The 26,593-nt window shown below is 57.4% G+C and carries 26 protein-coding genes; 12 read left to right on the top strand and 14 right to left on the bottom strand.

The features are described 5' to 3' along the window. Positions 1–9: 9 nt before the first annotated feature. Positions 10–1,818, bottom strand: coding sequence for a monovalent cation:proton antiporter-2 (CPA2) family protein (locus BLU52_RS14480; RefSeq protein ID WP_090284256.1), 1,809 nt, complete (start codon positions 1,816–1,818; stop codon positions 10–12). Between the two features lie 249 nt (positions 1,819–2,067). Here BLU52_RS14480 and BLU52_RS14475 point away from each other — a divergent pair, with 249 nt between their 5' ends. Beyond that, the gene (locus tag BLU52_RS14475; protein WP_090284255.1) at positions 2,068–2,982 is read left to right on the top strand and encodes a LysR family transcriptional regulator; all 915 of its coding nucleotides are present in this window, start codon (positions 2,068–2,070) and stop codon (positions 2,980–2,982) included. On the opposite strand, the gene BLU52_RS14470 is transcribed toward BLU52_RS14475, so the two are convergent. Next, complete coding sequence (locus BLU52_RS14470; RefSeq protein ID WP_090284254.1) at positions 2,972–3,742, bottom strand: substrate-binding domain-containing protein; 771 nt, start codon at positions 3,740–3,742, stop codon at positions 2,972–2,974. The two genes, BLU52_RS14475 and BLU52_RS14470, sit on opposite strands and share 11 nt — an antisense overlap. A 12-nt stretch (positions 3,743–3,754) precedes the next feature. After that, positions 3,755–5,047 (bottom strand): MFS transporter, encoded by a 1,293-nt coding sequence (gene tcuC, locus BLU52_RS14465; protein WP_090284253.1) that lies wholly within the window; start codon positions 5,045–5,047, stop codon positions 3,755–3,757. A gap of 913 nt (positions 5,048–5,960) precedes the next feature. On the opposite strand from tcuC, the gene BLU52_RS14460 reads away from it, so the two are divergent. Further along, complete coding sequence (locus tag BLU52_RS14460; RefSeq protein ID WP_090284252.1) at positions 5,961–6,269, top strand: RcnB family protein; 309 nt, start codon at positions 5,961–5,963, stop codon at positions 6,267–6,269. A gap of 22 nt (positions 6,270–6,291) precedes the next feature. Here the strand turns inward: BLU52_RS14460 and BLU52_RS14455 are convergent, their stop codons facing one another. Beyond that, the gene (locus BLU52_RS14455) at positions 6,292–6,603 is read right to left on the bottom strand and encodes a protealysin inhibitor emfourin (RefSeq protein WP_090284251.1); all 312 of its coding nucleotides are present in this window, start codon (positions 6,601–6,603) and stop codon (positions 6,292–6,294) included. A gap of 14 nt (positions 6,604–6,617) precedes the next feature. Next, a complete protein-coding gene (locus BLU52_RS14450) occupies positions 6,618–7,664 on the bottom strand; it encodes a M4 family metallopeptidase (RefSeq protein WP_090284250.1) in 1,047 nt (348 codons plus the stop codon). 139 nt (positions 7,665–7,803) lie between these two features. Between BLU52_RS14450 and BLU52_RS14445 the strand changes: the two genes are divergently transcribed. Next, positions 7,804–8,142 carry an FKBP-type peptidyl-prolyl cis-trans isomerase gene (locus BLU52_RS14445; RefSeq protein ID WP_090284249.1) on the top strand — a complete coding sequence of 113 codons (339 nt, stop codon included), beginning with the start codon at positions 7,804–7,806 and terminating at the stop codon, positions 8,140–8,142. A gap of 60 nt (positions 8,143–8,202) precedes the next feature. Here BLU52_RS14445 and BLU52_RS14440 read toward each other — a convergent pair whose 3' ends face one another. The 5 genes from BLU52_RS14440 to BLU52_RS14420 form a co-directional block, all read right to left on the bottom strand. After that, the gene (locus tag BLU52_RS14440; RefSeq protein ID WP_090284248.1) at positions 8,203–8,514 is read right to left on the bottom strand and encodes a helix-turn-helix domain-containing protein; all 312 of its coding nucleotides are present in this window, start codon (positions 8,512–8,514) and stop codon (positions 8,203–8,205) included. A gap of 4 nt (positions 8,515–8,518) precedes the next feature. Further along, entirely contained in the window at positions 8,519–8,842 is a 324-nt protein-coding gene (locus tag BLU52_RS14435) for a type II toxin-antitoxin system RelE/ParE family toxin (RefSeq protein ID WP_090284246.1), read from the bottom strand. Positions 8,843–9,031: 189 nt separating this feature from the next. Then, entirely contained in the window at positions 9,032–9,973 is a 942-nt protein-coding gene (locus tag BLU52_RS14430; RefSeq protein WP_090284245.1) for an AraC family transcriptional regulator, read from the bottom strand. Between the two features lie 28 nt (positions 9,974–10,001). Further along, positions 10,002–10,835 carry an oxidoreductase gene (locus tag BLU52_RS14425; RefSeq protein WP_090284243.1) on the bottom strand — a complete coding sequence of 278 codons (834 nt, stop codon included), beginning with the start codon at positions 10,833–10,835 and terminating at the stop codon, positions 10,002–10,004. Positions 10,836–10,973: 138 nt separating this feature from the next. Beyond that, positions 10,974–12,374, bottom strand: coding sequence for an amino acid permease (locus BLU52_RS14420; RefSeq protein ID WP_090284241.1), 1,401 nt, complete (start codon positions 12,372–12,374; stop codon positions 10,974–10,976). 1,022 nt (positions 12,375–13,396) lie between these two features. Here BLU52_RS14420 and BLU52_RS14415 point away from each other — a divergent pair. From BLU52_RS14415 to BLU52_RS14390, 6 genes are all read left to right on the top strand, one after another. Then, the gene (locus tag BLU52_RS14415) at positions 13,397–13,759 is read left to right on the top strand and encodes a DUF6124 family protein (RefSeq protein ID WP_090284239.1); all 363 of its coding nucleotides are present in this window, start codon (positions 13,397–13,399) and stop codon (positions 13,757–13,759) included. A 136-nt stretch (positions 13,760–13,895) separates the two neighbouring features. Then, complete coding sequence (locus BLU52_RS14410) at positions 13,896–15,437, top strand: phospholipase effector Tle1 domain-containing protein (protein ID WP_090284237.1); 1,542 nt, start codon at positions 13,896–13,898, stop codon at positions 15,435–15,437. Next, entirely contained in the window at positions 15,437–16,093 is a 657-nt protein-coding gene (locus BLU52_RS14405) for a DUF2931 family protein (RefSeq protein WP_090284236.1), read from the top strand. The genes BLU52_RS14410 and BLU52_RS14405 overlap by 1 nt, the downstream gene beginning before the upstream one ends. Before the next feature lie 9 nt (positions 16,094–16,102). Further along, positions 16,103–16,759 carry a DUF2931 family protein gene (locus BLU52_RS14400; protein WP_090284234.1) on the top strand — a complete coding sequence of 219 codons (657 nt, stop codon included), beginning with the start codon at positions 16,103–16,105 and terminating at the stop codon, positions 16,757–16,759. 17 nt (positions 16,760–16,776) lie between these two features. After that, entirely contained in the window at positions 16,777–17,445 is a 669-nt protein-coding gene (locus tag BLU52_RS14395; RefSeq protein WP_090288573.1) for a DUF2931 family protein, read from the top strand. Positions 17,446–17,740: 295 nt separating this feature from the next. Then, entirely contained in the window at positions 17,741–20,164 is a 2,424-nt protein-coding gene (locus BLU52_RS14390) for an AAA family ATPase (RefSeq protein WP_090284232.1), read from the top strand. Positions 20,165–20,351: 187 nt separating this feature from the next. Here BLU52_RS14390 and BLU52_RS14385 read toward each other — a convergent pair whose 3' ends face one another. The 4 genes from BLU52_RS14385 to BLU52_RS14370 form a co-directional block, all read right to left on the bottom strand. Next, positions 20,352–20,636, bottom strand: a complete 285-nt coding sequence (locus BLU52_RS14385) for a DUF3892 domain-containing protein (protein ID WP_090284230.1) — start codon at positions 20,634–20,636, stop codon at positions 20,352–20,354. A 329-nt stretch (positions 20,637–20,965) separates the two neighbouring features. Continuing rightward, positions 20,966–22,069 (bottom strand): DNA alkylation repair protein, encoded by a 1,104-nt coding sequence (locus BLU52_RS14380; RefSeq protein ID WP_090284228.1) that lies wholly within the window; start codon positions 22,067–22,069, stop codon positions 20,966–20,968. Positions 22,070–22,071: 2 nt separating this feature from the next. Then, positions 22,072–22,677, bottom strand: coding sequence for a glutathione S-transferase (locus BLU52_RS14375; protein WP_090284226.1), 606 nt, complete (start codon positions 22,675–22,677; stop codon positions 22,072–22,074). A gap of 62 nt (positions 22,678–22,739) precedes the next feature. Next, the gene (locus tag BLU52_RS14370) at positions 22,740–23,648 is read right to left on the bottom strand and encodes a MurR/RpiR family transcriptional regulator (RefSeq protein ID WP_090284224.1); all 909 of its coding nucleotides are present in this window, start codon (positions 23,646–23,648) and stop codon (positions 22,740–22,742) included. Positions 23,649–24,050: 402 nt separating this feature from the next. On the opposite strand from BLU52_RS14370, the gene BLU52_RS14365 reads away from it, so the two are divergent. The 3 genes from BLU52_RS14365 to BLU52_RS14355 all read left to right on the top strand — a co-directional run bounded on the left by BLU52_RS14365 (position 24,051) and on the right by BLU52_RS14355 (position 26,593). Beyond that, a complete protein-coding gene (locus BLU52_RS14365; protein ID WP_065260998.1) occupies positions 24,051–24,455 on the top strand; it encodes a TraR/DksA family transcriptional regulator in 405 nt (134 codons plus the stop codon). Between the two features lie 217 nt (positions 24,456–24,672). Further along, complete coding sequence (locus BLU52_RS14360) at positions 24,673–26,277, top strand: methyl-accepting chemotaxis protein (RefSeq protein WP_090284222.1); 1,605 nt, start codon at positions 24,673–24,675, stop codon at positions 26,275–26,277. 112 nt (positions 26,278–26,389) lie between these two features. Further along, the gene (locus BLU52_RS14355) at positions 26,390–26,593 is read left to right on the top strand and encodes a hypothetical protein (protein ID WP_090284220.1); all 204 of its coding nucleotides are present in this window, start codon (positions 26,390–26,392) and stop codon (positions 26,591–26,593) included.

Genomic DNA, 26,593 nt, shown 5'->3' with positions numbered 1-26,593 from the left:
GCAAAGCAGTCAGGGGTTGCGCGCTTGCTCTTCCAACTGATCGGACTCGAACAGTTTGGCCAGTTCCGCCCGGGCTTCCTGGGCGGTTTGCAGGACTTTGGCCTCGTCGTCGTAGACCGCGTGCTGCGCCTCCAGCACCTGTTCGTCGTGGTGCTTGAAGCGCTTGATTCGTGCATCGGCCTGGGCTTGGGTCAGACCGAGCCCGACCAAGGCGCGCCGGCTCATTTCCAGGCTCGAATAATAGGTTTCCCGAATCGCTTCGGCGCCGACATCGATCAAGCGATGTACGTGCTGGCGGTTGCGTGCGCGGGCGATGATTTTCATGTGCGGATAAAGTTTGCGCACCACTTCGGCGGTCTTGATGTTGGTGTCCGGATCGTCGGTGGCAATCACAAAATATTCCGCCTCGCCGACCTTTGCTGCATGAAGGATTTCCGGGCGCATCGGGTCGCCATAAAACACCGGCACACCGCCGAAACTGCGCGACAGTTCGATGGTTTCCACCGACGTATCCAGCGCGACGAAATTGATATTTTGCGCGCGCAGAATCCGCGCGACGATCTGGCCCATCCGACCCATGCCGGCGATCACCACGCGCGGTGCTTCGGTATCGATTTCGCGGAATTTCTCCGGCACTTCCACCGGCTGCACTTTCGGGCTGACCAGCCGCGCGCAAAGCAACAGCAGCAACGGCGTCACCGCCATCGACAGGGTGATGGTCAGCACCAGCAGATCGTATAGACGCGGCTCGAACAGGCCCTGATCGCGACCGATCTTGAACACCACGAAAGCGAACTCACCGCCGGCCGCCAAAACGATGCCGAGGCGAATCGCACTGATCTTGTTCAAGCCGCCAGCCAGCCGTCCAACCACAAACAGCAGCGGCAATTTCAGACCGATCAACAGCAGCGTCAGTCCCAGCACCGTAACCGGCGCGCTGAGCAGCAGACTCAGGTTGGCGCCCATGCCGACGCTGATGAAAAACAATCCGAGCAGCAGGCCTTTGAACGGTTCGATCTGCGCTTCCAGCTCATGCCGATACTCCGAATCCGCCAGCAGCAGGCCGGCGAGAAACGCGCCCAATGCCATCGACACACCGACCAGATCCATCAACCACGCGGTGCCGATCACCACCAGCAACGCCGTGGCCGTCGACACTTCCGGCAGACCGGTTTTCGCCACCACGCGAAACACCGGCCGCAACAGATAACGTCCACCGATCACTACCACCGCGATGCCGCCGAGCACCTGCAGACTGTGACGGATATCGTCGGCGGTACTGGTGTGGTGATCGACGCCGGCGAGCATCGGCACCAAGGCAATCAATGGGATTGCGGCGATGTCCTGGAACAACAGAATCGCAAACGCCAGCCGCCCGTGGGGGCTGGTCAGTTCCTTGCGCTCGGCCAGGCTCTGCAGGCCGAACGCGGTAGAGGAGAGTGCCAGGCCGAGACCCAGCACAATCGCGCTGTTCAGCGGTTGGCCAAACACCGACAACGCCAGCACGCCAATTACCGACGCGGTCAGCAACACCTGCGCCAGGCCGACGCCAAATACCGATTTGCGCATCACCCACAAGCGTCGCGGCGACAGCTCAAGGCCAATGATGAACAGCAGCAACACCACGCCCAGTTCGGAAATATGCGCCACGCTCTGCGGGTTGCCGATCAGGCCGAGCACCGATGGGCCGATGATCACCCCGGCGAACAGATAACCGAGCACCGCGCCCAGTTGCAGACGCTTGGCCAAAGGCACGGTGAGCACCGCCGCGAACAAAAACACGACAGCGGCTTGCAACAGATTGCCTTCATGGGGCATGGGTCAACTCCTGACAACGGTACGGCGGGGGGCGACAAGGATAAGGGTTGCAGCAACTTTTCATCCACCAAAGATCCCTTGTAGGAGTGAGCCTGCTCGCGATAGCGGTGAATCAGTCATCGATGATGTCGAATGACCCACCGCTATCGCGAGCAGGCTCACTCCTACAGGGGATGTGCATCGTGACTGTAATAATTTGCATCAAATGGTTACATTTATAACCCCTGCGCATCAATTTCCGGAACCGCCATGGCCATCAACTTCGACCTCAACGACCTGCAAGCCTTTCGCGCGGTGGTCGAGCAGGGCAGTTTTCGCAAGGCCGCCGACACCGTGCGCCTGTCGCAACCGGCGTTGAGCCGACGCATCGAAAAGCTCGAAGACGCGCTCGGCGTCAAACTCTTCGAGCGCACCACGCGCAAGGTCAGCCTGACCCAGGCCGGACGCGGTTTCATGCCCAGTGTCGAACGCTTGCTCGATGATCTTGACGTGGCATTGCTGGGCATCAGTGAAGTGGCGTCGACGCGGCTCGGCCATGTCACCGTCGCTTGTGTGCCGTCGGCGGCGTACTACTTCATGCCACGGGTCATCGCGCGCTATCACCAGCAGTTCCCGCGGATCAAGGTCAAGGTGCTCGACTCCAGCGCGCACGATGTGTTGAGTGCAGTGGTCAATGGCGAGGCGGATTTCGGTTTGAGTTTTCTCGGCACGCAGGATGCCAAAGTCGACTTCGAACCGCTTGTGCAGGAGTGCTACGTTGTCGCCTGTCGCCGCGATCATCCGTTGGCGCAGCGCAGCAGCGTGACGTGGGACGAGTTCTATCAGCAGGACTACATCGGCCTGGACAAGACCTCTGGCAATCGTTTTCTGCTGGATCAGGCGTTGGGTGGGGTAGTGCCGCAGCGTCAGAGCATCTGCGAGACACGGCACGTGACGACGATGATCGGCCTGGTCGAGGCGGGGTTGGGTGTGGCGGCGGTGCCATTGATGGCGCTGCCGGGGCCGGATCATCCGATCCTGACACGGGTGCCGCTGACCGATCCGCAAGTGATGCGCAGCGTCGGCATCCTCAAGCGCCGGGGTCGTACGCTGACCCCGGCGGCACTGGAGCTGGAGCGGCTGGTGGTGGAAATGAAGGTCCAGCCGCCAACGATCAGCGCTTGACCGAATCCATCCCGGTGGCCTGCACGTCAGCCTGGGCGGCAGGCGCGGCGAGGTAGGCGAGCAGGGCTTTGGCTTCTTCAGGATGCTCGGCCTTGACCGGAATGCCGGCAGCGAAACGGGTTACCGACTGCACCGATTCCGGGATCTTCGCGACGAAGCTCACGCCTGGCACCGGCAGCAATTCGCTGACCTGCTGGAAGCCCAATTGATAGTCACCGGTGGCAACCACCGAGCCCACCGGGATCCTGGCGATCATTTTGGACTTCGGCTTCAACTGGTCTTCGATGCCAAGTTTCTTGAACAGCTGCTGCTCGATGTACACGCCGCTGGCGCTGTCGGAGTACGCCACCGACTGCGCATCAAGCAGGGTTTTCTTCAAGCCGTCGACGCTGCTGATGTCCGGTTTTGCCGCGCCTTCGCGCACCACCATGCCGATCCGCGAGTCCGCCAGTTCGACCCGCGAAGCCGGGTCGATCTTGCCTTGTTTGATCAACTCGTCGAGGGCGTAGCCGACCATGATCACCACGTCGGCGTGCTCGCCGCGCGCCAGACGATTGGGGATCGCCTCCGGGGCCTTGCCCATCGACGGGCCGAGGCTGGTGGTCAGCGTGTTGCCGCTGGCGGCAGCAAATTTCGGCCCGAGGATTTTGTAGGCGGCGGTGAAGCCACCGGACGTCATCACGCTCAGTTCTGCGGCGTGGGCGCTCAGGTTGAACGCCAGACCGGCGAGCAGGGCGGTGACAGTAAAGATTTTTTTCATGGCAGGTTTTCCTCAGGCCGCGACAGGTTGCAGACGACCACCGGCACGGCGGTACAGATAAAGGGTGGCGCACAACGCACACAGCGCACCGATGCTCATCCAGTAACCCGGCGCGGCTTTGTCGCCGGTGTACTGGATCAGGAAGGTCGACATCGCCGGGGTGAACCCGCCGAAAATCGCCGTGGCCAGGCTGTAGGCCAAGGAGAAACCGGCGACGCGCACTTCCACCGGCATGATCTCGGTGAGGGCCGGAATCATCGCGCCGTTGTACAGGCCGTAAATGAACGACAGCCACAGCAGCGACAGCAGCATGTTGGTGAAGCTTGGCGACTGCACCAGAAACGACAGCGCCGGATAGGTCGTGGCCAGCGCCAGCAACGCCATCGTGATCAGCACCGGGCGACGGCCGATGCGATCGGACAGCGCGCCGCCAATCGGCAGCCAGAAGAAGTTCGAAACGCCGACCAGCAGCGTCACCAGCAGCGCGTCGGAAGTGCTCAGGTGCAGCACGGTTTTACCGAAAGTCGGCGCGTACACGGTGATCAGGTAAAACGCCGTGGTGGTCAGCGCGACCATCAACATGCCGCCCAGCACCACGCCCCAGTTCTGGCCGAGGGTGCGGAACACTTCGCCCATGCTCGGACGGTGTTTGCGCGCCGCGAACTCTTCGGTTTCTGCCAGGTTGCGGCGCAGAAAAAAGATGAACGGGACGATCATGCAACCGACGAAAAACGGAATGCGCCAGCCCCAATCGGCGATCGCCTGCGGCTCCATCCACTGGTTCAGGCCATAGCCGAGTGCGGCAGCGACGATGATCGCCACTTGCTGACTTGCCGATTGCCATGCGGTGAAGAAACCCTTGCGACCGGGCGTGGCGATTTCCGACAGGTAAACCGACACACCGCCCAGTTCGGCACCGGCCGAGAAGCCTTGCAGCAGCCGGCCGATCAATACCAGCGCCGGGGCGAACAGGCCGATGGTTTCGTATCCGGGCACCAGCACGATCAATATCGTGCCGCTGGCCATGATTGACAGGGTGACGATCAGGCCTTTGCGGCGGCCGACGTCGTCGATGTAGGCACCGAGCACGATGGCACCGAGCGGGCGCATGAGGAAGCCTGCGCCGAACACGGCGAAGGTCATCATCAGGGAGGCGAATTCACTGCTTGCCGGGAAGAATACCGCGGCGATCTGTGTGGCGTAGAAGCCGAACAGGAAGAAATCGAACTGTTCGAGGAAGTTGCCCGAGGTGACTCGGAAAATGGCACCGGCGCGTGAGCCGCCGTGTGGGATTGAGGCTGTCATAGTAAAGGACTCCACCGCTTTTATGACGTGCGCTACGGGAGGGCGGCGCACGGTTTTTATTGAGGTGGATGGTGGCGCAGATGTAACAATCTGTTAATTGCATTGTTGGCATGGATTGATGTTCGGGGCGGATCAATCGAGTGCATATCCGTTGCTGCGGTAACGGCTTCTTATGGTTTCGCCCTTACGGCGAGTCCCTTTTTCAGACGCCGGAGTGCCGGCCCAGCAAAAAGGAACCAAAAGGCTTTGCTCCTACGTACGGCCCTCGCAGGCTCGGGTCCCTTCGCTCCGGGATCAATCCGGGCGCAGCGGCTACGGTTTGCTTCGCTGCACCTACTTCCGCTGTGTCTGGCTGCGCCAGACGGTCGCTGCGCTCCCACGCCCGGATCAATCCCTGCGCTCAGCCTTCCGATGTCGCCGGTGACGCAAGATCAAGATCAAAGGCACTCGAGCTAACGCTCATTGTTGAGTGGTTAGAAGCGCTGCATGGCTTGAGGTTTTCGGTGGATTCGCCCCTCACCCCAGCCCTCTCCCGAGGGAGAGGGAGCCGATATTGGTTGGTTTTGATATTCGCATTCGACTCGGTATTTCATGTCGGCGTAATTCTCGCATCCGCCTCGGTCAGTCCCCTCTCCCTCCGGGAGAGGGCTAGGGTGAGGGGCTCTTGATTTTGCTTTTGATCTTGAGCCGTCGGCAGTGGATCAAGAGCACCAGCAGGTGAGCTGACACTCGGATTTGTGGTTGCACCTGATCCATGTGGGAGCTTGCCTGCAAGCGATGACGGCCTTGCAGCCAACCAAACATCTGGCAGATGTACGCTTCCCCTCCTGTAACGCCTCCCCGGCAAAAAAAGGAATGATTCCCGCCCCACGCAGTCGGAGTTCAGGTACTACCCAATTCAGGAGGTTCACCGATGAACAGCAAGACCCTTATCGCCAGTCTGGCGCTGGTTGCCGGCATTGCCGGGATCAGCCCCCTTGTTCAAGCGGCGCAAACCTCAAGTGATCCTTCCGTTCAATCGCCGACCAGCGATCGTCAGTTGAAGGTCAACGACCGCGCGCCGGAGATGTATCAGCGCAAGGACAAGGCGTTGCAGAACTGGAAGGCCAAAGGTCTGAAGGCGCCGATCGAACAGGCGCAGTGGGTGCAGATCAACGATAAATACGTGATGGTGATGATCACCAACGGCACGATTGTCGAGATGCAGCCGGTCGAGCGTTAAACACTGAATGCCGGGAGAGCGTTTACAGAAGCTCTCCCTTGTCCCACAGATGCACCAGTTCCCCCGGTGCCCGGTCCTCGGGCACTTTCAGCAACATTTCCCCCGACTTGTAACGCACTTCAATCTGATAGAAACGCTGATCCCCGCGTCCGGAGTCGCTGCTGTCCAGTGGCAGGCAGCCTTCGAGCACCGAGCAGATCCGCGAGCGTTGGTTGGTGTCGCATTGCGCGAATTCGATTTCGCGCGGGCGGCTCAGGCTGTGAATCGCGGCGACGCCACCCTGGCGAGAGACACGCAAAACGGAATCGTCACCTAAATCGGGTAGCGTTTTCATACAGCCTCCTCAGTTTATTCGACACCGACCTGTGCCCAGGCCTGCTGCACCGCTTCAACTTCCTTGGCGCCGAAGCGCTGGCCGGCGTGGTCGATGGTCAGTTTTGCGAACGCGTCGAATGTGGCGTCCTGGCTCAAGCGATCATCGCACAGCGTGTCGTACCAGATCCGTCCGGCCTTTTCCCAGGCGAAGCCGCCCAGTGCCCGAGCCGCCAGATAGAACGCGCGGTTGGGGATGCCGGAGTTGATGTGCACGCCGCCATTGTCTTCGCTGGTGATGACGAATTTGCGCATGTGTTCCGGTTGCGGGTCCTTGCCCAGCAAGGGGTCGTCGTACGCGGTGCCGGGGTGCGACATCGAGCGCAAGCCCTTGCCCTGGATTTTCGGCATCAGCAGGTCGGCGCCGATCAACCAGTCGGCCTGTTCGACCGTGTGGCCGAGGATGTATTGCTTGGTGAGCACGCCAAACACGTCCGACAGCGATTCGTTAAGTGCGCCTGATTGATTGGCGTAAATCAAACCAGCCTCACTCTCGGTGACGCCGTGCGCCAGTTCGTGGGCGATCACGTCGAGGGAGCGGGTGAAGCGCTGGAAGATTTCGCCGTCGCCGTCACCGAAGACCATTTGCGCGCCGTTCCAGAACGCGTTTTCGTAACCCTGGCCGTAATGCACGCTGCCGATCAGCGCAAAACCCTGATTGTCGATCGAATCGCGCCCGAGCACTTTCCAGAAGAAATCATAGCTGGCGCCCAGCGCGTCGTAAGCTTCGTCGACCGCCGGATCTCCCGACGGCGGCTGGCCTTCGAGGCGTACCGGCATGCCCGGCAGGAGCATCTTGTTTTGCGCATCGTGCACGCTGCGCCGGGCCAGGCCCGGTTTGGTCGCCTGCGGCAACACCGCCCGCGCCGGCGGTTGCGAAGGTCGGCCGGGGTTGGGCAACAGGCTGCGTACATGGTTGAGCGTCTGCATCGCCGCGTTGCGTTGCGGCTCCGAACCATGGGCAATGATTCGGTTGAGGATGTAAGGCGGGATAAAACTGCGCAGCAAACGAGAGTCGGTCATCAAAGCATCCTTGTCGTCATACGATGTCGATATCCATGTGAGCCGCGGCGCGAATTTCGGTTCCATCGATTGCCATCGACGCGCAATTCTGCGAAAAAACCGTCCGCGCCATCAGGGCCATTCTTAACGAGTCAACCACATGTCAGAAGAACTGCAAATCATCGACCTGCAACCGGGCGATGGCAAAGCCGCCGTCAAAGGCGCGCTGATCACCACCCAGTACACCGGCTGGCTGCCAGACGGCACCGAGTTCGATTCCTCCTGGAGCCGCGGCAAACCTTTTCAGTGCGTGATGGGCACGGGGCGGGTGATCAAAGGCTGGGATCAGGGCCTGATGGGCATGCAGGTCGGTGGCAAACGCAAATTGCTGGTGCCGGCGCGTCTGGGCTACGGCGAGCGGACGATGGGCAAGATTCCGCCGCATTCAGATCTGGTGTTCGAGATCGAGTTGCTGGAGGTTTTGACGCGGGAGGATTGAGGCGGCGTTCAGCCATGGATGGCGTGCGATGCCTCATCCATGGCTGACTGTTTTATCGGGTCAGACCCATTGTAGTGGTTGACCCAGCGGGAAGCAGATATCTACCTCCAATTGCGCAGCTGCTGACAGATTGACCAGTGCGTCCAACGAGAATTTGTCGATCTTGCCATTGAGCACATCGTTGAGACGTGGCTGGGTGATTCCCAGGCGTTTGGCTGCCTCCTTCTGGGGAAGCTCCCAAGCTCGGATGGTCTCGCAAAGTGTGCGCATCAGCTTGGCCCGCAAACGCATGTTAGCCGCGTCCTGCGGCGTGTCTTCCAGTGCATCCCAGACACTTGAATAGCGCTGGGAGTTGTTCTGATGATCCGTCATGGTTTTACCTGATTTCCTGGTATCTGGCGCGTGCCAGTTCGATATCTCGCGTTTCGGTTTTACGTGTGGTTTTGTGCGTGACATGCAGCACATAGATCGCTTCAGGTCGGTTGGCCACGTAAAACACTCTGAACGCCCCTGAATCCTCGGTGATCCTGATTTCGTTAACGCCGCGTCCGATTGTTGTCATTGGACGCCAGTCAAAGGGTTCATCGCCCCGCTGCAACAGATCCAACTGGAATCCTGCCGCTCTGCGGGCATCGATCGGGAGCGCCTTCAGATCCTTAAGCGCGTTTCCGATGAATTCAACATCCTTGTTTCTTGGCATCGACTTCTCCTTTGTTGAAAGGAAAAGCGTAATCGCCCAAGCGCAATTGTCATGGGGCGTACTGTTGCAAAAAATGGCTGGAAGGCTTTGTAGAGAGGCTATATCAAAACAGATATAAATCAAGTGAGAATTATATGCCCGCTGGGCGCTGCCTACGCAAGATGGCCCCTCAACCAAATATCGCATCCGTTAATGCGACGAGACAAACGGCGACGGCGTACTCGGTGCCGGCAACGCATACGTGCGTTTCATCCACGCCACTTCCGCCAGCGGAGTGCGGCCGAAGAAGCGTTTGAAGTCGCGGCTGAATTGCGAGGCGCTTTCGTAGCCGACCAGGAACGCTGAGCGGGCGGCGGTGAAGTCGTTACGCAGCATCAGCAACCGCGCCTGATGCAAACGCGTCGACTTGAGGTATTGCATCGGCGAGGTGTCGGTGACTTTGCGAAAGTGCAGGTGAAAATTCGGCACGCTCATCTGCGCTTCTTCGGCGAGCGCTTCGACGTCGAGATGCTCGTGATAACAGCTGTGGATTTTATGGATCGCGCGGGTCACTTTGCCGAACTGACCTTGCTGGGCGATGGCCGCGCGCAGCGTGCCGCCCTGGGCGCCGGTGAGGATGCGGTAATACAACTCACGCAACATCGCCGGGCCGAGGATTTGCCCGTCGTTGCGGTCGTTCATTATTTGCAGAAAGCGCAAGGTTGAATGGCGCAGCGCATCATCCATGGGCGAGGCGTACATGCCGCGTGGCACCGTGGCGTCGAAGCCGCGGACCTCATCGACTTGTTGAATCAGCTCGCCGGCGAGGGCGAAATCCAGACGTAGATACACCGCCAGCATCGGCTGATCCTCGCTGGCATCGGTCTCCATGGTGAACGGCACCGGCACTGAAACCACCAGATAATGCTGCGCGTCGTAGACGTAGATCTCGTCACCCAGATAGCCGCGTTTGCGCCCCTGACAGAGGATCACGATACCCGGCTCGTACAACACCGGCGTGCGCCTCAACGGACGGTTGGAACGCAGAAACCGCACGTCGTCGAGCACGCTCAGGTTGTAGCCCTCGAGCGGCGCCAGTTCGCTCATCAGTTGCACCATGCGCGCCGTCGTCAGGTCTTCGGATTTCGCCATTCACTGCACCTTTTTTTCACGCGACGGCTCAGCCATCGGTAGAGCAACTGAGCGCCTGCCATTGCTCAATACTCTCCGCCGTGCGCTGCAACTTGTCACGCACCAGCGCGACGGCGTCGCTGCCCAAAAGCAGATGTGCGGGCGGGGCAGGGCTGGCGATCAGCGTCAGCATGGCTCGTGCGGCTTTGTGCGGATCGCCGAGCTGATGGCCGCTTTTCTCTTCGCGGGCCTTGCGCACCGGGTCGAAGCTGGCATCGTAGTCGCTGATGCTGCGCGGCGTGCGCTGCATCGAGCGGCCGGCCCAGTCGGTGCGAAAAGACCCCGGCGCCACTGCCGTGACGAAAATATTGAAGGGTGCGAGCTCTTTGCTCAACGTGTCGGAAATCCCTTCCAAAGCAAATTTGCTGCCGCAGTAATAGGCGATGCCGGGCATGGTGATGTAGCCGCCCATGGAGGTGATGTTGACGATATGCCCGGCGCGGCGCTGGCGGAAATACGGCACAAAAGCCTTGGTTACCGCCGCTGCGCCAAACACATTCACATCGAACTGCCGGCGCATTTCCGCCAGCGGCGATTCCTCGAAAACCCCTTCGTGACCGTAACCGGCGTTGTTCACCAGCACATCCACCGGCCCGTAACGTTTTTCAACGGCGGCGACCACCGTATCAATCGCTTCGAAATCGGTCACGTCCAACACCACGCCATGGGCCCGTTCCGGCGCCAGCGCTTCGAACGTCGCTACGGCGGATTCGCTGCGCACGGTGCCAATGACCCGGTGGCCTGCGGCGAGCGCCTCCCTCGCCAGCGCCTGGCCGAAGCCGCTGCTGACACCAGTGATGAACAGGGTTTTTGCAGTCTTCATGTCGCACACTCCAGAACAGACAAGGTGCGAACATGCTAGGGCGAAGGAGGGCGGGGGACGATGCCGAATCGGATCTGAGTATTGCCTGTTCCTATCAGCAAGATTTTGCGGCGGTGCCGGATTTACTGCGGCACATGTTCATCCGGCAGGCGTGACACTGACCGTCTGCGCAGGATGTCGTGATGTCAGCAAACCGATAAACGATATTGCCAGCGCCAGACCAATCGTCGTGCTCACTTCGGTGCGGTGTTCCGGGGTAATCATCATCACCGCCAGCGCGGCGCAGATGAACACAATCACCAGCCAGGTCAGCCACGGAAACAGCCACATGCGGAACGTCAGCTCAATGTTCTGCCGACGCAACATCCGCCGCATGCGCAGTTGCGACACGGCGATTGCCAGGTACACCAGCAAGGCAATCGCGCCGGAGCTGGCCAGCAGAAATTCAAACAGCCCGGCCGGCATCACGTAGCTCCATACCGTGATCGCCGCGCCGAGCACGGTGCTGGCGATGACCGCCGCACGCGGCACACCTTCGGACGAGGTCACCTTCAACGCCTTCGGCGCATCGCCACGCCGACCCAGCGAATAGAGCATGCGCGAGGCGATGTAGATCGACGAGTTCATGCAGCTCGCCACCGCGATCAACACCACCACATCGACCATGAATTTGGCGTGCGGAATATTCATGATTTCCAGCGCCCGCTGATAAGACCCGACCGAGGCCAAAAGCGGGTCATTCCACGGCACCACTGAAATCACCACGAAGATCGACAGCAAATAAAACACACCGATGCGCCAGATCACCGAGCGCGTGGCCTTGGCAATGTTCTGCGCCGGGTTATTCGATTCCGCCGCGGCGATGGTCACCGCTTCGGTACCGATGAAACTGAACATGATGGTAATGAACGCACCGACCACCGCCGACAAGCCGTTCGGCGCAAACCCGCCGTGCGCCGCCATCAGGCCACTCAAACCGCTGACTTCACGGTCGGGAATCCAGCCCATCAACACCGCAAAACCGACGCCGATAAAGCCGATGATTGCCACCACCTTGGCCATGGCAAACCAGAACTCGAACTCGCCGTATTTCGAGACGCTGAACAGGTTGGTCACCACCAGCGCAATGATCGAGCCCAGCGCGAACAGCCAGGCATCGACCTGCGCAAACCACTGATGCAACACATGCCCGGCCGCCAACGCTTCAATCGGAATCACCAGCACCCAGAACCACCAGTACAACCAGCCGATGGTAAACCCGGCCCAGCGCCCGATGGCCTGATCGGCATAGGTGGAAAACGAACCGGTGTCCGGATTGGCCACCGCCATCTCGCCGAGCATGCGCATGACCAGCACCACCAGCAACCCGGAAAACAGATAAGCCAGCAACACCGCCGGCCCGGCCGCCGCAATGGCATGCCCGGAACCAACAAACAAACCGGCGCCGATGATCCCGGCGATGGACAGCATCGTCACATGACGAGGCTTGAAGCCCTGCGCCAAGTGGCCAGTCGAATCCTTGGAGGTGGGGCTGATCATTGTTTTCTTGTTCTCTGCTGATCGACGTTCAAGCGAATGAAAAGGGCCGAGCGATTACCGGTAATATTGGCTGAACAGCTCTAAATGGCCCCTCTCGAACGTCGCAGTGCTTATCGAATCCGCCACGATGGACGGGAGTTTTGCGCAAAAGCTGCGTCACCTTACCCGGCTTGTACGCCGAATCAGATGCCTGATCACGCCACGGTTGTGTCTGTTATCGACATTGGGGTGGGGGATTGTTTGAAGTGAGAACTGGTTGGTCATGGGGTGGCAAAGTGTGTTTATGAAGGGCGAGGGGTCGCCGTAAATAGATCTGGCGATCGCAACATTCATGGATTCAAAACAGATCAATCAGGTCGGCGACGCTCTCGAATCTCCCCCAATCGGTTCCCTCTCCCTCCGGGAGAGGGCTAGGGTGAGGGCAGCCATTTTCAGCACCTGCCACAACCCCAGAATCGCCACCGTCCTGGATAGTTTGAAGTATTTGTCAGGACGACGAAGCTCTCGAATCCCCCCCAATCGGTCCCCTCTCCCTCCGGGAGAGGGCTAGGGTAGGGCAGCCATTTCGGCACCCGCCACAACTCCCGAATCGCCACCGTCCCGATGTGCCCCCATCGACAATACCCGACCGCAAACAGGCAAGGGCAAAATCATTCAGCAAAGTGCTAAACGCAAAACCCAGCATTTGTTTAAAAGCGAAAAACGCACACCACCCAAACCCTACAACGCCTTGCGCCGTTACCTACGACTACGCCAGAATCCGCCGGCTTGTGCGTCTAGTGCGCCGGATCTATCGTTTGGCGGTCACTGAAAAAGCAGTGATCGGGTTTGGTAGCCCGTCATAACTAGTCGCATCGCGAACCGTTCGCAGACCTCATCAGGTCTCTGCTCAATGGTGGCCATGCGCAGGACACCTTCGGGTGTGCCGGGTCCTAGTTACCGGTCTACCAACCCGCGTATGGCCGCCACCTTCGTTTGGTAGCGAATGTGAAGGCTCCTTTTTCTCAACTAGGAGTTTCACCATGTTCAAAGTCACGCCCAACCCACCCGAAACCGACCCCACATCCCCCTACGAATCACCCGATTCCAGACGCTTCCACCAAGCCGCCGAACGCGCCCTCGACCACTACCTCAAACCCGCCAGCCAGATCATGGCCAGCGTCAACGAACCCGAACGCATGTACCTCGCCAACCCGAAATTCGACAGCGAATCGCTGCTCGCCAACGCCAGCGAAACCCTCGGCTCGGCCAGCGAAATGCTGGTCAACTTCGCCGCCATGCTCGACCCCCAACACCGCAAAACCGCACTGGGCATCGCTCAGGTCGTGATGCTCGGCGAACTCGCGGTCAATCAGGCACTCGACAACGTCGAAGTCACCAGCTGACCGCAACAAAGACGAGGGGAAACCCTCGTCGAAACACCGAAACAAACCGCGCTGGCACACCGCCATGCCTTGCGCCGCCAAGCCCCGACTGTCACGCTTCGCGCCGTTCTCAAGGATCAGGACCAAGGAAACAAGGATGAGTGGCTACGTACCCAACCCCCCGAAAAACTACCGCTACGAACAAGCCAAACCCGTCGACCTCCACGCCCAGCACTGGGCGGAATACGAAAAACACGGCAAAGAACCAGCGCCCGAGCCTGAGAAGGTTGGGATAGCGCTGCGGATTGGAGTTTTTTTTGATGGGACGGGGAATAATGCGAATAACACAGCGGCTGGGTTGCTGTGTGGGGCGCAGCATCCGATTGCGCCGGAGGATATTTCGGCGAGCTGTCAGCCCTACATGAAGGATCCGGATAGCAGTTATGGTGCTGGTGCGACGAACATAAAAAAACTCGCAGACCTGTATCACGAAGCTCCGGTTGCTGAGGGCGAGGGCTCGTTAAAAAAAGTCTCTCGACCTTTGTATATCGAAGGAATTGGCACTCAATCCAACGAGCAAGATAGTTTGTTCGGTCAAGGTACGGGGCGAGGGGAAACCGGTGTAGCGGGGCGAGTACAGACGTCCTTCACTTTTATCAAACAAGTCATTGAAGATACCCTTCAAGAAAATCCAGATGCGGAAATTACATCTATAACCTTTGATACCTTTGGCTTCAGCCGCGGCGCAGCGGCGGCTCGTCATTTTTCAAATGAAATAGTGAGAGGTAAGCAAGGTCCGTTACGAGAGCTGTTAACCATTTACTCTAGTAATTTCAGCCGTACATTTGTTGATCAGTACGGTGGCAGTATCAACATGGGTTTTATCGGGCTGTTCGATACAGTGCCGTCAATTGCTGGCCTAACTAACTTCGGTATGGTGAAAAGCCCAATCGCGCCAGGCATAAAACTCTATCTTGACCCTCGTTTTTTCAAGGATGTCGTCCATTTAGTTGCTCGCGATGAACGCCGGGCTAATTTTGCCCTCAGTAGTGTGAAACCTGACTTTCCGGAATACGAATTTCCTGGTGTCCACTCAGATATCGGTGGGAGCTATCTCGATGAAATCGAGGAGTGCGTTGTGGTGAGTCCCATGCAAAAACTTGATGTCTGGAGCAACACTGATGTAAGAACTACCTCGATCTATAAGGATGCTGCACTGGTAAAAAGTCAGTGGATAGCCAAAGGATGGCCTGCGGACCTGCTGGAAATCGTAACTCCCACCGCGCTTGCTTTGCCGCCCGATCCACAAGATCGGTTCGGTCCCAAACAGAAACGCGTGTACGCTGGCCTACTACTCAGGCGTCCAGTCAGTGGCAAGCTCTCAAATATTTATTTGAGATTGATGTATCAAATGGCCAAAGAAAGAGGTGTTCCCTTCACCGATATTCCCGGGCGAGCCGAATATGCCGTTCCACAAGAGTTGCAATCGATCTGCGACAGGTTCATTGCGGGTGACAACAGCACTACCGCAGAAGAAGAGCTATTGCTGAAGCTTAAGTACATCCATACTTCTGCCAACTGGAACCATCCACAAGGACGACGGGACGGTAGCGGCTTGAAAGTTGTTTACATTAACGCTCCAACCGACGACGGCATTCGTGTGCATCACCCTCACGTACCTGATTGGAAGCTTTGGTAATGAGAGTACTAGTAGCGATATTGGGCGTTTTGGCTTTCACCGGCTGTCACGCAACGAGTTCTAACTCAGGTGAAGCCGATCCTAAGTACCCTTGGTGGGAGCTCGCCTTCGTCAAACCCAATTTCATGAATGTGTGGGTTGAGGACAGCTCTGTGGAAGATATAGAAGGTAAAACCTTCCAGCGAGCGGGAGGTGGGAACGCCAGCGGAGCAGAACCAAATGATGAAGAAGAATCTGCCCGCGGTTGGATAGGTGTTGGAGGTACAGGCAAACCCGTTATCGGGGCGGGTTTGCCCAAGCGGATTTTTGTCCGCTGGCAATCGATACCTGAACAAAAAACCTATCGGGCTTGGGTGGATATTCCCGAGGAGGCCAGACAAGTGATGGTGAGGTCTACTCACCAACGGTGCCCGGAAACACCAGAGAAGACAGCACGGTTCATGGCGTCTGTCTATTTGGGGCTCGCGCCTGGGGGCGTGGTTCAAGTGTGGGTCAGAGACCTATGTCGGCGCCCAGTAAAGGTAGCGCGCGCCCAAGCCGAATTGGAACCGCTGGGACCAGACTTGGGAAAGAATGGAGGTCAGTACGCTTACCCTATAAGTGAAAAGGCAAAGCGCTACATCGAAAAATACGGCATTCCTTATGGAAGTTGGTAAGCCAAAACGATGAAGAAGCTTGTTATCGCTTTGTGCGCGCTTTTCGTCTGCGGTTGCCAGTCCACTGATCCGCTTTCAGCCAAAAATGATCCTAAATCCGAATGGTGGGAGCTGGCTTTTACAGAGCCTGACTATATGAAGGTGTGGGTGGAAGACAGCTCCGTACACGACATCACAGGTAAGGTTTTTTTCAAAACCGGAGCAGGTACGGCCGCCGGGGGAGAGCCTGACGATGGATCAGAGTCTGCGCGTGGCTGGACTGGCGTAGGTGGTAGCGGCAGAAAAGTCATCGGGGCCGATCTGCCCATGCGTATTTACGTTCGCTGGCAATCGATCGTTGAACAGAAAACCTGGCAAGCGTGGGTGGATATTCCGGAAGAAGCCAGGCGAATAATGGTGGCGTCCACAAATCAACGTTGCGCGGAGAAGCCCGACAGGACCGCAAGCTACATTGCTTCAGTTTATCTAGGTCTTGCTCCAGGCGGCGTGGTGCAAGTTTGGGTTAGAGATTCCTGCCACCATCCAGTCAAGGTCGCGAGAGGGCAAGGCGAAATCGATCCGTTGGGTCCGGAACGGGGCAAGAACGGCGGTCGTTATGCCTATCCAGAGAGTGACAAGGCAAAGCGGTATATCGAAAAATACGGGATCCCATACGGGAGTTGGTAGTGGTGTCAGGCGCCGAACTGCACGCCCTTTTAACCAAGCTATTTTCAGTCTCGCTGTGCGCACTGTTGATAGTTGGTTGTCATGCCCAGCCACTCTCGGCCAAACACGACCCCAAATCCCCCTGGTGGGAACTCGGATTTACCGAGCCCAACTACATGAAGGTTTGGGTTGAAGATACTGCCGTAGAAGATATCAAGGGCAAGACGTTTCTGCGCACGGGCGGCGGATCCGCGTCGGGCGGGCAACCAGAAGATGGAACAGAGTCGGCGCGAGGTTGGCACGGTGTGGGCAGCTCAGCGAAAGCAGTGGTGGGGGCTGATCTCCCGAAACGGATTTTTGTTCGCTGGCAATCCATCGTAGAACCTCAGACTTACCGCGCTTGGATAGACATACCTGAGGAAGCAAGACAACTGATGCTGACGTCGGTCAACCAACGATGCGATAAAACTCCAGATCAGACGGCTACTTATATATCTTCGGTCTACTTGGGATTGGCTCCCGGAGGTGTCGTACAAGTGTGGGTTAGAGACTCCTGCCATCATCCAATCAAAGTGGCCAAAGCTCAGGCAGAAATCGAGCCAATGGGGCCGAGTCAGGGTAAAACCCATGGGCGATACGCGTATCCCGTCAGCGAGAAGTCCAAGCGATATATCGAGAAATTTGGCATTCCGTACGGGAGTTGGTAGGCGTCAGCAATCTGCAGGCTTGCTGCGCTTGCATTGCCTGTACCTTGAGCCATCACTTTCGACGCCCGTGGCTTCTCCGTTTGTTGAGTGGCTGCTTACGGCCAAATGCGGTCGTTCAGCGTCTACGAAAACGAGCAGCGGTTCACTTGCAGGATTGGCCGGAGCGCCTAAGCTGGATAGGCCAATCGCCACCACGCAATTGAGGCTTGGGCTAGGCCGCCATCCGCGCGGTCACGACCCTCGAATTTTAGTGAGCACCGCCAGCTTGGCTCCGCTCCCTGCATAGGCGCAAAGAATGATCGAGTCGATTAGCCTTTCTAATATCGCCACCTATAGCCCCGACAAGTCCGAAGAAATTGTTAACCTAAAACCGATCAATTTCTTCTACGGTGCAAATGGCGCGGGCAAGACCACGATCAGTCGGCTGATCGAAAATCCTGCCATTTCGACGCACTCTCGGATCAAGTGGCTGAGGAACAGCCAGATCCCGGCAATGATCTACAACAATGATTTCATTACCTCTAACTTCACCGACTCGAAAGAACTGCCGGGTGTTTTCACGCTGGGGAAGGCCGAGCAAGCCGAGCTTGATCGCCTAGCGTTACTAAAGGATGAAAGAAAGCGCCACGAACAGATGAAGACGAAGTCAGTCATTCTTCTTGATGGCGAGGATGGTAGGACAGGAAAGAACGCCGAACTCGTTTCTTTAGAAGCAAAACTGGTCGCTCGGTGCTGGGAACAAAAGACAAAACATGACGAACACTTCAAGGGTGCTTTCACCGGCTTGAGAAATAATAAAGAGGCCTTTAAGGCTAGGGTTTTGCAAGAGCATGCGAGCAATACTTCATCTCTGGTCGACCTGGCTGACCTCCAGGCAAGAGCCTTGGTGTTATATGGTGAGCAACCTTTCAAGATGTCTTCTGTTCCAAACTTGAACTTGTCGCGGCTGATTGCATTCGAAACAAGCCTAGTTCTAGCCAAGAAGGTAATTGGTAAGGACGACGTCAGCATCTCAGCGATTATCCAGCGGCTAGCTAACAGCGACTGGGTTCGGCAGGGTATGAGATTTCTGGAACATACAGACGAGCAATGCCCGTTTTGCCAACAGAATATTCCACATGATTTCGAGAAAAATCTGGCTGAATACTTTGACGAAACGTTTGAAGCTGATTCCAAGGCAGTTTCTACTCTGCGTTCTACCTATTTTCAGGTTGCAGATGAGGTATTGACTCAGGCACGTGCTTTATTGTTCTCGGATTGTATTCATCTGGATAAAGATAAGATTAGTCTTGAGATCCAAGCCTTGGAAGCTGTAGTTATTGTCAACAAGGATCGAGTGGATAAAAAGGTTTCTAGCCCAAGCTCTGAAATTGAGCTTGAGGGGTTGAAGGATATTCAGGATGGCATCTTAGGGATTGTCGACGCTGCCAATGTGAAAGTCTCTGAGCACAATCGCCTTGTAGCTAGCTTCACCGCTGAACAGAACAAGCTCACCGGAGAGGTATGGAAGTATGTCATCGATACCGAGCTAAAAAATACGTTAACCGACTACACGTCTGAAAAGGACAAGTTGCAGAAATCCATCGTTGGCATCACATCGAGTCGGGACAAGGCCGCGGATAATATCAACACTGTTGAGATCGAAATTGACAAGATTGAAACAGCGCTGACAAGCGTGAAACCGACGGTCATCGCCATCAACAAGATCCTCAAAAACTTTGGATTTCGTAGTTTTTCGCTCGATCCTGCCTGTGTAGGAAACTCATATAGGCTTATCCGAAGTGATGGCAAAGACGCCAAGCAAACGCTTAGCGAGGGCGAAAAATCCTTCGTCACCTTCCTGTACTTCTACCACCTGCTCAAAGGCAGCATTACGACCTCAGGCATCACAAGTGACCGGGTCGTCGTCATTGATGACCCAGTTTCAAGTCTCGATAGTGATGTGCTCTTTATCGTGAGTAGCTTGATTAAAGAACTATTTGCGGAGGTGAGAAAGAAGGATAGCCATCTCAAACAGATTTTGGTGCTGACCCACAACGTCCATTTTCACAAAGAGATTACCTACGACCAACGGCGGAAGTCCGAAACTTCCCTCAGTGATGAGACCTTCTGGATCGTCCGAAAGCCTAGCGATTACTCCGTAGTCGAGTTTCATCCGAACAACCCCATCAGAACCTCCTACCAGTTACTTTGGGCCGAGTTGAAGAAAACTCCTGTGCCAGCGCTTACGCTGCAAAACACCATGCGAAGGATTTTGGAGAATTATTTCAAAATCTTGGGGGGTGTCGACACGTACGTTCTGGTCGGAAAATTTGAAGGTCTTGAAAAGGTACAGTGTCAGTCCCTAATCAGCTGGGTCAATGATGGCTCGCATTACGCTCCTGATGAGCTGTACGTGGCTATTGGTGAAAACATGGCAGCCAGCTATTTGAAGATTTTCTTCAAGATCTTCAAAGCCGCTAAGCATGACGCACACTACAAAATGATGATGGGCGATGATTATGTCGATCTCGATCCGGATGAGCTCTCGGACGATACTCAGGACGGCATCAGCGCTAATGTAGATGGTAACTTAGTCGCTAGCGCCGTTGATGCTCAGGACCTGTCCATACTCGTCCCTGGCCTATCTGCTATCCCGGCCGACAATCCGGCACTGGCATCGATTGTTCCGTTGGCAGGCAGGGACAGTCCAGAGGGAGATTCAGATATACCCTTCTGAACACCATAAAAATCGGAAAAAAGGGGGCAGATCTACTTTCAACGGAAATAGATCTTTCCCCTTTCCACAGTTCTTGCACAGTTCGTGAATGGCTGCTTCTGGCCGATTCCCGTCTGTGATCGCGGCTGATCGGCCAAAAGCTGTCACGCAGATATGTCTATAACATTAGTGGACATTCAGTGCTTAATCAGATAGGACACTGACTGAGCGACAACAAGTTATTATTCCATTGCCCATCTGCATATGTACGCAAATAAGGCGTATGACCAGATTCGCGTACAACTCCAATATTCGCACGAACACCATTTGCCGGATCGATCACAAAAAAAGTATTCGTTCCAGCATCAATGCTGGCAATCACTTGCTCGCGAGTCCAACGCCATTGATTAGTTGGATTTCCAAGATGAGTGATGTGTTCATGGGAACTGTTTACATTCGGTTTAGTAATACACGTTACTTGAGCGTCGGCCATTTGATTTCCTTTTCACGGATAAAAATCATTAAGCAATCTGACTACACTAATTCTTGTACTGGCTTAATGATGCCCTAGTCAATACTCCTTTAGTTTTTCGGGACCTATAAGGCATTCCTTGCCCTCCAACACCTGGTCCCTCGCCGCTGCAGCGATGTACGCCAGTACGCCCATCACGCTGAATCGCCCTTAGTTTTGGTAGACACGCGGAATGACAGCTTTTGGCCGAAAGCTGCCTTCCGTGACTCGAAGCTATTGGCCGAAGCAGCCTTGTCTGGGATTAACTCTCAATCGAATGGCTGCCAGTTTTCTCCCTATCCACAGCACCCTCAACCAACCAAATCAAAACCACCACTCCCCAAAACCTCCCCATTCACCATCACCCAAACCCCATGCCGCCCCGCAAAATGCTTGCGCGTCGTAAAGTCCCTGATCACCTGCCTCCGCTTCACCACCTCGCTCCCAAACCCCGCCAACTCCACCATCTTCAACTTGAAAACCTTCCGCGAAACCCCGCCATTCGCCTTCACATAGTCAATCGCATAATCAATCACCAACCGCTGCCCAACCGGCACCGTCGACTTCACCAAAAACGACAACGTAATCGCATCCCCCAGCCGCACCACCGCCGGCTCAACCCGCACATCCAGCAATTCCACCTCAGCCTTCGCCCCGGCACCAATCACCGTCAGCGCCCTTAGATCCCCCTGCTTAATCAAACTGCGCAACGCATGCTTCGCAATCCAGCCCGTGTGCTTGTTCTCCAGCGACCATCCTTCAATCGTGTCCAGCACCCACTGCGGATGCACTTTCGTCACATCATTCAGATGATTCGCCACGGACTTGCGCACGTACAAACTCTCATCGGCCTTCAACCGCTCGAGTATCCCGGCGGTAAACTGCGGATTCGCTTGGATGGGTTCCAGTCGAAACGACCACGGCAGGCGAGGGCGGCTGCCTTCGCTGGCGAGGCGGCGGATGTGGTGGTTTTCGTCGTGGGCCCAGTCGTGCATGTGTTCCAGGGTGCGTTCGAGGTCGCTGCGCAGGAAGTGGCGGATGGCGAATTCCGAGGAGCCGAACGTGGTGAAGAATTTCAGCGCGTTCATCGATGTATCGAACGCGTGTGCGCCGTAGCTGGCGACGTAGTGCGGCAGGCACATGCTGACGAAGCCGCTGTTCAATCGCGGGGCGAGTTCGAACAGCGCTTTGAGGGAATCTGCGTAATCCAGTGGCAGCACGGCGTGCAGGCTTTCGCTGACACGTGCCATGCGCTGCATCACCGATAATTCAGCGAGTCCGTGCTGGGCATGTTCAAGAAATGCCTTGGCCTTGAATGCCGGGTAAACGGCGCTCATCTCGCTGGCGATGTGTTGCAGGCGTTCGGCGTTGAAGATTTCCTTTAGCGCCGGAGCGGCGGTGTCGGGCGCGCTCATGCTCAGGTCATCGGCGTGCTGATGAACGCTTCGAGGGTTTCGGCGTACGCGGTGTATTGGGCGATGTGCGGGTAGCGGCTGGCGTCGATTTGATCGGGGACGACAAGGTCGGTGAAACTCCAGGCCACGGCGAGGCTGATGCCGGCTTGGGCGAGGGGGCCGTCGGTGGGCAAAGCGTGCTTTTGCAGTTCCTGTTCGAGGGCGGTGAAGGCGGCGGCGAGTTGGCTTTCGACGCGTTCGACCCACGGCTGGTATTGGATGTCGGCGGGGCGCAGGTTGCGTTCGTAATACAGCTGCACGGCTTTTTCGCAGGCGGCGAGGCTGAGGCCGATCAGGCGCAGGGCGTGGGCGCGCTGGCTCAGTTCGGTCGGCAGCAGGGTTTTGCCGGAGCGGGCTTCGAGGTAGTCGAGGATCAGCGTCGAGTCCATCAGTACGACGCCGTCGTCGAGCATCAGCGTCGGCGCTTTGACCACCGGGTTGATCTGCTGGAATTGTTCGAAGTGGCGGAACACCGAGACCGACTGGTGTTCCAGGTCGATGCCCAGGCATTTGGCGGAGATCGCCACGCGGCGCACGTATGGGGAGTCGAGCATGCCGATCAGTTTCATGACGCGTTCCTTTAAGTCGAACCGGTGGGGTACGCATAACCTAGCCGAGGTGGCGGCAATTGTCAGTCGTCGAATCCGGCCTGTTCGTGAATCTCTTCAACATTGAGCCCCAACCGATACGCCACCGCGACAAACAGCGCCTGGCACAAACACAGCGTCGCACTCAGCGAGCGAAAGGCCAGGGCGCTGCCTTCGTTGACCAGCAGCACGCTGTTGGCCCGTTTGACCAGCGGCGAGAGGTGGCTGTCGGTGAGGATCAGGGTGTTCGCCTGCTGCTCGCGGGCGAAACGCAGGCAGTGTTGGGTTTCCTTGGCATAAGGGACGAAGCTGATCGCAATGACCAGATCACCGGCGCGCACGCTGCGCATCTGCTCGCGATAGCTGCCGCCAAGCCCTGACACCAGATGAATGCGTTTCTGCGTGTGTTGCAGGTTGTAGACAAGGTAATCGGCGACGGCGAAGGAGCGGCGTACGCCGACGACATAAATGTTGTCAGCGTTGACGATGAGGTCGACGGCGGTTGTGAACGCCGCGTCGTCGAGTTCGCGGCCGAGGCGTTCGATGCCTGAGCGCGTCGCGTCGATGCATTCGCGGGCGAGGTCGCCGTCGCTGGCGTTACGTGAGGGGTTGGCGATCAGGCTGCGGATGCGTTGCTGGTAGTTTTGCGCGGGCGAGGCTTTATCCGTGTAGGCGCTGCGGAACAACGCCTGCATTTCGCTGAAGCCGCTGAAACCGAAGCGTTGCGAGAAGCGCACGATGGCAGAGGGTTGCACTTCGCATTCGCGGGCGATGTCACTGATCCGGTCGACCATGATCCGCTCGCTCTGCTGGCTGATGTAGCTGGCGATGCGCTTGAGCTGGCGCGGCAGGCTGTCGTATTGCTCAGTGATCAGGTGCAGCAAACGCTCGGCGTTGATCGGGGGGCTGGCGAGGGCAACCTCGGCGGTGGCCGGCAGATCGGGGCGGGGCATACGTCATCCTTCAGGCTGTTTGAGCGCAGGTTGCGCCTGATAGTAGTGAGGCTTGGCGCGCTCTGCTGTGCTGAAACGATGCACTTCGCGCGGAAAAATTCATCGGCAAGCGCGGCGTAGTTAGCCGTTTGTCTTCTATATACAGCCGCTCGACTGAATTTCTTGCTATAAACGCACTCCGATGGCCGTGTGAAGCCTGTGTCAGAGCAGTTTCCGGGCGTTGTCGGACAAATTCCCAGTATTTCCAGTTGCTGAGGCCTCGATCGGGCCTTAGACTGCCGCCCCTTCGTAAATTGAGTGCCGGGTGGCGTTTGCAATAAACGATGCCTTTTCGACGACCGGACACGGCTCGCCGAAACGCTCCCTAATTCGCCTTAATGCACGTTTTTTATAGAGATATCAATGACAAAGGACAAGTTGCTGGCGATGCCGGCAGATGACTACATGAATGCAGAGCAACACGCTTTCTTCACTGAGCTGTTGCAGAACATGAAAGTCGAAACCCACGAGCGCATTGAGCAAAACCGTATCGCCATCGAAAGCCTGGATACCCCGGCTGACCCGGCGGACGCGGCTTCGGTTGAAGAAGAGCGCACCTGGCTGGTCAACGCGATCGATCGCGACCAGCGCATGCTGCCGCAACTGGAACAAGCTCTTGAGCGCATCAAGGAAGACAGCTTCGGCTGGTGCGACGACAGCGGCGAGCCTATCGGCCTGAAACGCCTGCTGATCAGTCCGACCACCAAGTACTGCATCGAAGCTCAGGAACGTCACGAGCAAATCGACAAGCACCAGCGTCAGGCCTGATTTTTCCGGCGCTGTGATCGCGGGCAAGTCCGCCCCATCAGGTTCGAATCGAACCGGTGGGCGCCGGGCTTGCCCGCGAAGCTTTTTATCGCCTGCAACATTTGCTCCGCGTTTACATTGACCTGCCACAGACCTCACGACTAACGGACCATGGATAATGGCGTTGTAGTGGCGTTTAATGCAGTCACAACAATGAGAACAGGCGTGGGGTGATGATATGACGAGAGACGGATCTCTGGTTGCGGCGCTGCCTGCACCAGTGCAATCAGCAAAAAACCGCTGGATCGCACCGACCCTGCAAAGCATCGCCCTGATGCTGTTATTGGCTGGCACGACCCTGACCGAATGGTCGCTGTACATTGGCTTGCCGCTGGCAGTGCTGATCGTCTGGCTGCCGCGCCTGCGCACCCGCGCAGTCGCCGATTCGCTGCCAAGCGACAACCGCAGCGCAATTTCCGAACTCACTCGCGATCTTTCCTACACCACCAGCCATAACGCGCTGTCAGCGGCCGGCGTGGCGTTTTCGGTCAAAGAGCTTGCGAGCAAACTCGAATCGCAACTCGACGCGGCGGCGCAGATCGTCAGCAATGCCGAGGTGATGATTGCCACCGAACAGGCCACGTCGCAACTCAGCCGCGCAGCGCTGGAAGCCGCCAGTCAGGCGCATCACAGCAGCGCGGCGGGGCGCACGGAGCTGGTGGATTCGATTGCGCGCATGCATCAACTCAGTGAACGCGCCAGTGCCAGCCGGGAACTGATCGAAGCCCTGAGCCTGCGCAGCGATGACATTCAGCGCGTCACGCTGGTGATCCAGTCGATTGCCAGCCAGACCAATCTGCTCGCGTTGAACGCGGCGATCGAGGCGGCGCGGGCTGGTGAGCATGGTCGCGGGTTTGCCGTGGTGGCCGATGAGGTTCGTGGTCTGGCGGCGCGCACGGCGTCGGCGACCGGCGAAGTTGGCGAAATGGTCGCCGATATTCAGCAGCGCACGGCTCAGGTGGTTGAGCAGATTCGCCAGCTCTCCAGCGACCTGCAAACCGGCGTGGAGCAGGTCGAGCACACTGGCGAGCATCTGGAAAACATTGCCCGACTGGCAGCCGGGGTGGAAAGCCAGGTTGGCGAAATCGCCCACGGTGCACAGACCAATCGCGAGCAGCTCGATAGCTTGTTCATAGCGATCGAGCAGATGCGCAGCGACCTGGCGATCAGCGATCAACAGACTCGGCGCCTCGCTGAAGCAGCGGTACAGATGGAAGGGCAGGCGGAAACCATCAGCGAGCGTCTGGCCGAAGTCGGGCTGGATGACTATCACCAGCGCGTCTACGATCTCGCGCGTGAAGGCGCGAGCCAGATTGCCGCGCGTTTCGAGGCGGATGTCGAGCAGGGCAAGATCAGTCTGGAAGATCTGTTCGATCGTCAGTACCAGCCGATCCCGAATACCCAACCGGCAAAATTTCACAGCCGTTTCGACCGTTACACCGATCAGGTGCTGCCGGCGATTCAGGAGCCATTGTTGCCACGTCACGAAGGGCTGGTGTTCGCCATCGCCTGCACGCCGCAGGGTTATGTGCCGACGCACAATCAGCAGTTCAGTCAGCCACTGACGGGCGATGCGCAGGTCGACGCCATCAATAACCGCACCAAACGCAAATTCGCCGACCGCACCGGGATTCGTTGCGGCAGTCATCAACAACCGGTGCTGCTGCAAACGTATACGCGCGACACAGGTGAGCTGATGCACGACCTGTCGGTGCCGATCATGGTCAAGGGCCGGCATTGGGGCGGGCTGCGTCTGGGGTATAAGCCTGAGCGTCCGCACTGAGCGATTGTTACGGCTGACGCAATGAATCTGTGCACGGGCGTTGCTGTTTCCGCTCGACCGAAACCCTTAATCTGCAAACTTGTTAGGTTGCTAATGATTTTGGGAGGGCTGCATGCAATGCAGAATCGATGTGGCGGTGATGATCGGCAGTGGCGTGCCGGCCGGTTTGCGCGCGATGGGGCGCAGTGTGTGCTGGGTGGTTTTGCTCAACGGCGAGCGGCGTGGAACGGCGTTTGCCAGCCGCGACGAGGCTGAGGCGTGCAAGGCTGCCTGGCTCGATCAACTCAACTTCGAGCCGGGCGACCGTCTGCACTGA

This window comes from Pseudomonas granadensis (assembly GCF_900105485.1).
In the GTDB taxonomy this organism is placed as follows: domain Bacteria; phylum Pseudomonadota; class Gammaproteobacteria; order Pseudomonadales; family Pseudomonadaceae; genus Aquipseudomonas; species Aquipseudomonas granadensis.
Note: the sequence above shows the minus strand (reverse complement) of the source record. Positions and strands in the feature narration are given on the sequence as shown.

Bases quoted from the DNA above. Each gene is read 5' to 3' on its own strand.
- BLU52_RS14480 (WP_090284256.1), bottom strand. From the start codon at position 1,818: ATGCCCCATGAAGGCAATCTGTTGCAAGCCGCTGTCGTGTTTTTGTTC.
- BLU52_RS14475 (WP_090284255.1), top strand. From the start codon at position 2,068: ATGGCCATCAACTTCGACCTCAACGACCTGCAAGCCTTTCGCGCGGTG.
- BLU52_RS14470 (WP_090284254.1), bottom strand. From the start codon at position 3,742: ATGAAAAAAATCTTTACTGTCACCGCCCTGCTCGCCGGTCTGGCGTTC.
- tcuC (WP_090284253.1), bottom strand. From the start codon at position 5,047: ATGACAGCCTCAATCCCACACGGCGGCTCACGCGCCGGTGCCATTTTC.
- BLU52_RS14460 (WP_090284252.1), top strand. From the start codon at position 5,961: ATGAACAGCAAGACCCTTATCGCCAGTCTGGCGCTGGTTGCCGGCATT.
- BLU52_RS14455 (WP_090284251.1), bottom strand. From the start codon at position 6,603: ATGAAAACGCTACCCGATTTAGGTGACGATTCCGTTTTGCGTGTCTCT.
- BLU52_RS14450 (WP_090284250.1), bottom strand. From the start codon at position 7,664: ATGACCGACTCTCGTTTGCTGCGCAGTTTTATCCCGCCTTACATCCTC.
- BLU52_RS14445 (WP_090284249.1), top strand. From the start codon at position 7,804: ATGTCAGAAGAACTGCAAATCATCGACCTGCAACCGGGCGATGGCAAA.
- BLU52_RS14440 (WP_090284248.1), bottom strand. From the start codon at position 8,514: ATGACGGATCATCAGAACAACTCCCAGCGCTATTCAAGTGTCTGGGAT.
- BLU52_RS14435 (WP_090284246.1), bottom strand. From the start codon at position 8,842: ATGCCAAGAAACAAGGATGTTGAATTCATCGGAAACGCGCTTAAGGAT.
- BLU52_RS14430 (WP_090284245.1), bottom strand. From the start codon at position 9,973: ATGGCGAAATCCGAAGACCTGACGACGGCGCGCATGGTGCAACTGATG.
- BLU52_RS14425 (WP_090284243.1), bottom strand. From the start codon at position 10,835: ATGAAGACTGCAAAAACCCTGTTCATCACTGGTGTCAGCAGCGGCTTC.
- BLU52_RS14420 (WP_090284241.1), bottom strand. From the start codon at position 12,374: ATGATCAGCCCCACCTCCAAGGATTCGACTGGCCACTTGGCGCAGGGC.
- BLU52_RS14415 (WP_090284239.1), top strand. From the start codon at position 13,397: ATGTTCAAAGTCACGCCCAACCCACCCGAAACCGACCCCACATCCCCC.
- BLU52_RS14410 (WP_090284237.1), top strand. From the start codon at position 13,896: ATGAGTGGCTACGTACCCAACCCCCCGAAAAACTACCGCTACGAACAA.
- BLU52_RS14405 (WP_090284236.1), top strand. From the start codon at position 15,437: ATGAGAGTACTAGTAGCGATATTGGGCGTTTTGGCTTTCACCGGCTGT.
- BLU52_RS14400 (WP_090284234.1), top strand. From the start codon at position 16,103: ATGAAGAAGCTTGTTATCGCTTTGTGCGCGCTTTTCGTCTGCGGTTGC.
- BLU52_RS14390 (WP_090284232.1), top strand. From the start codon at position 17,741: ATGATCGAGTCGATTAGCCTTTCTAATATCGCCACCTATAGCCCCGAC.
- BLU52_RS14385 (WP_090284230.1), bottom strand. From the start codon at position 20,636: ATGGCCGACGCTCAAGTAACGTGTATTACTAAACCGAATGTAAACAGT.
- BLU52_RS14380 (WP_090284228.1), bottom strand. From the start codon at position 22,069: ATGAGCGCGCCCGACACCGCCGCTCCGGCGCTAAAGGAAATCTTCAAC.
- BLU52_RS14375 (WP_090284226.1), bottom strand. From the start codon at position 22,677: ATGAAACTGATCGGCATGCTCGACTCCCCATACGTGCGCCGCGTGGCG.
- BLU52_RS14370 (WP_090284224.1), bottom strand. From the start codon at position 23,648: ATGCCCCGCCCCGATCTGCCGGCCACCGCCGAGGTTGCCCTCGCCAGC.
- BLU52_RS14365 (WP_065260998.1), top strand. From the start codon at position 24,051: ATGACAAAGGACAAGTTGCTGGCGATGCCGGCAGATGACTACATGAAT.
- BLU52_RS14360 (WP_090284222.1), top strand. From the start codon at position 24,673: ATGACGAGAGACGGATCTCTGGTTGCGGCGCTGCCTGCACCAGTGCAA.
- BLU52_RS14355 (WP_090284220.1), top strand. From the start codon at position 26,390: ATGCAATGCAGAATCGATGTGGCGGTGATGATCGGCAGTGGCGTGCCG.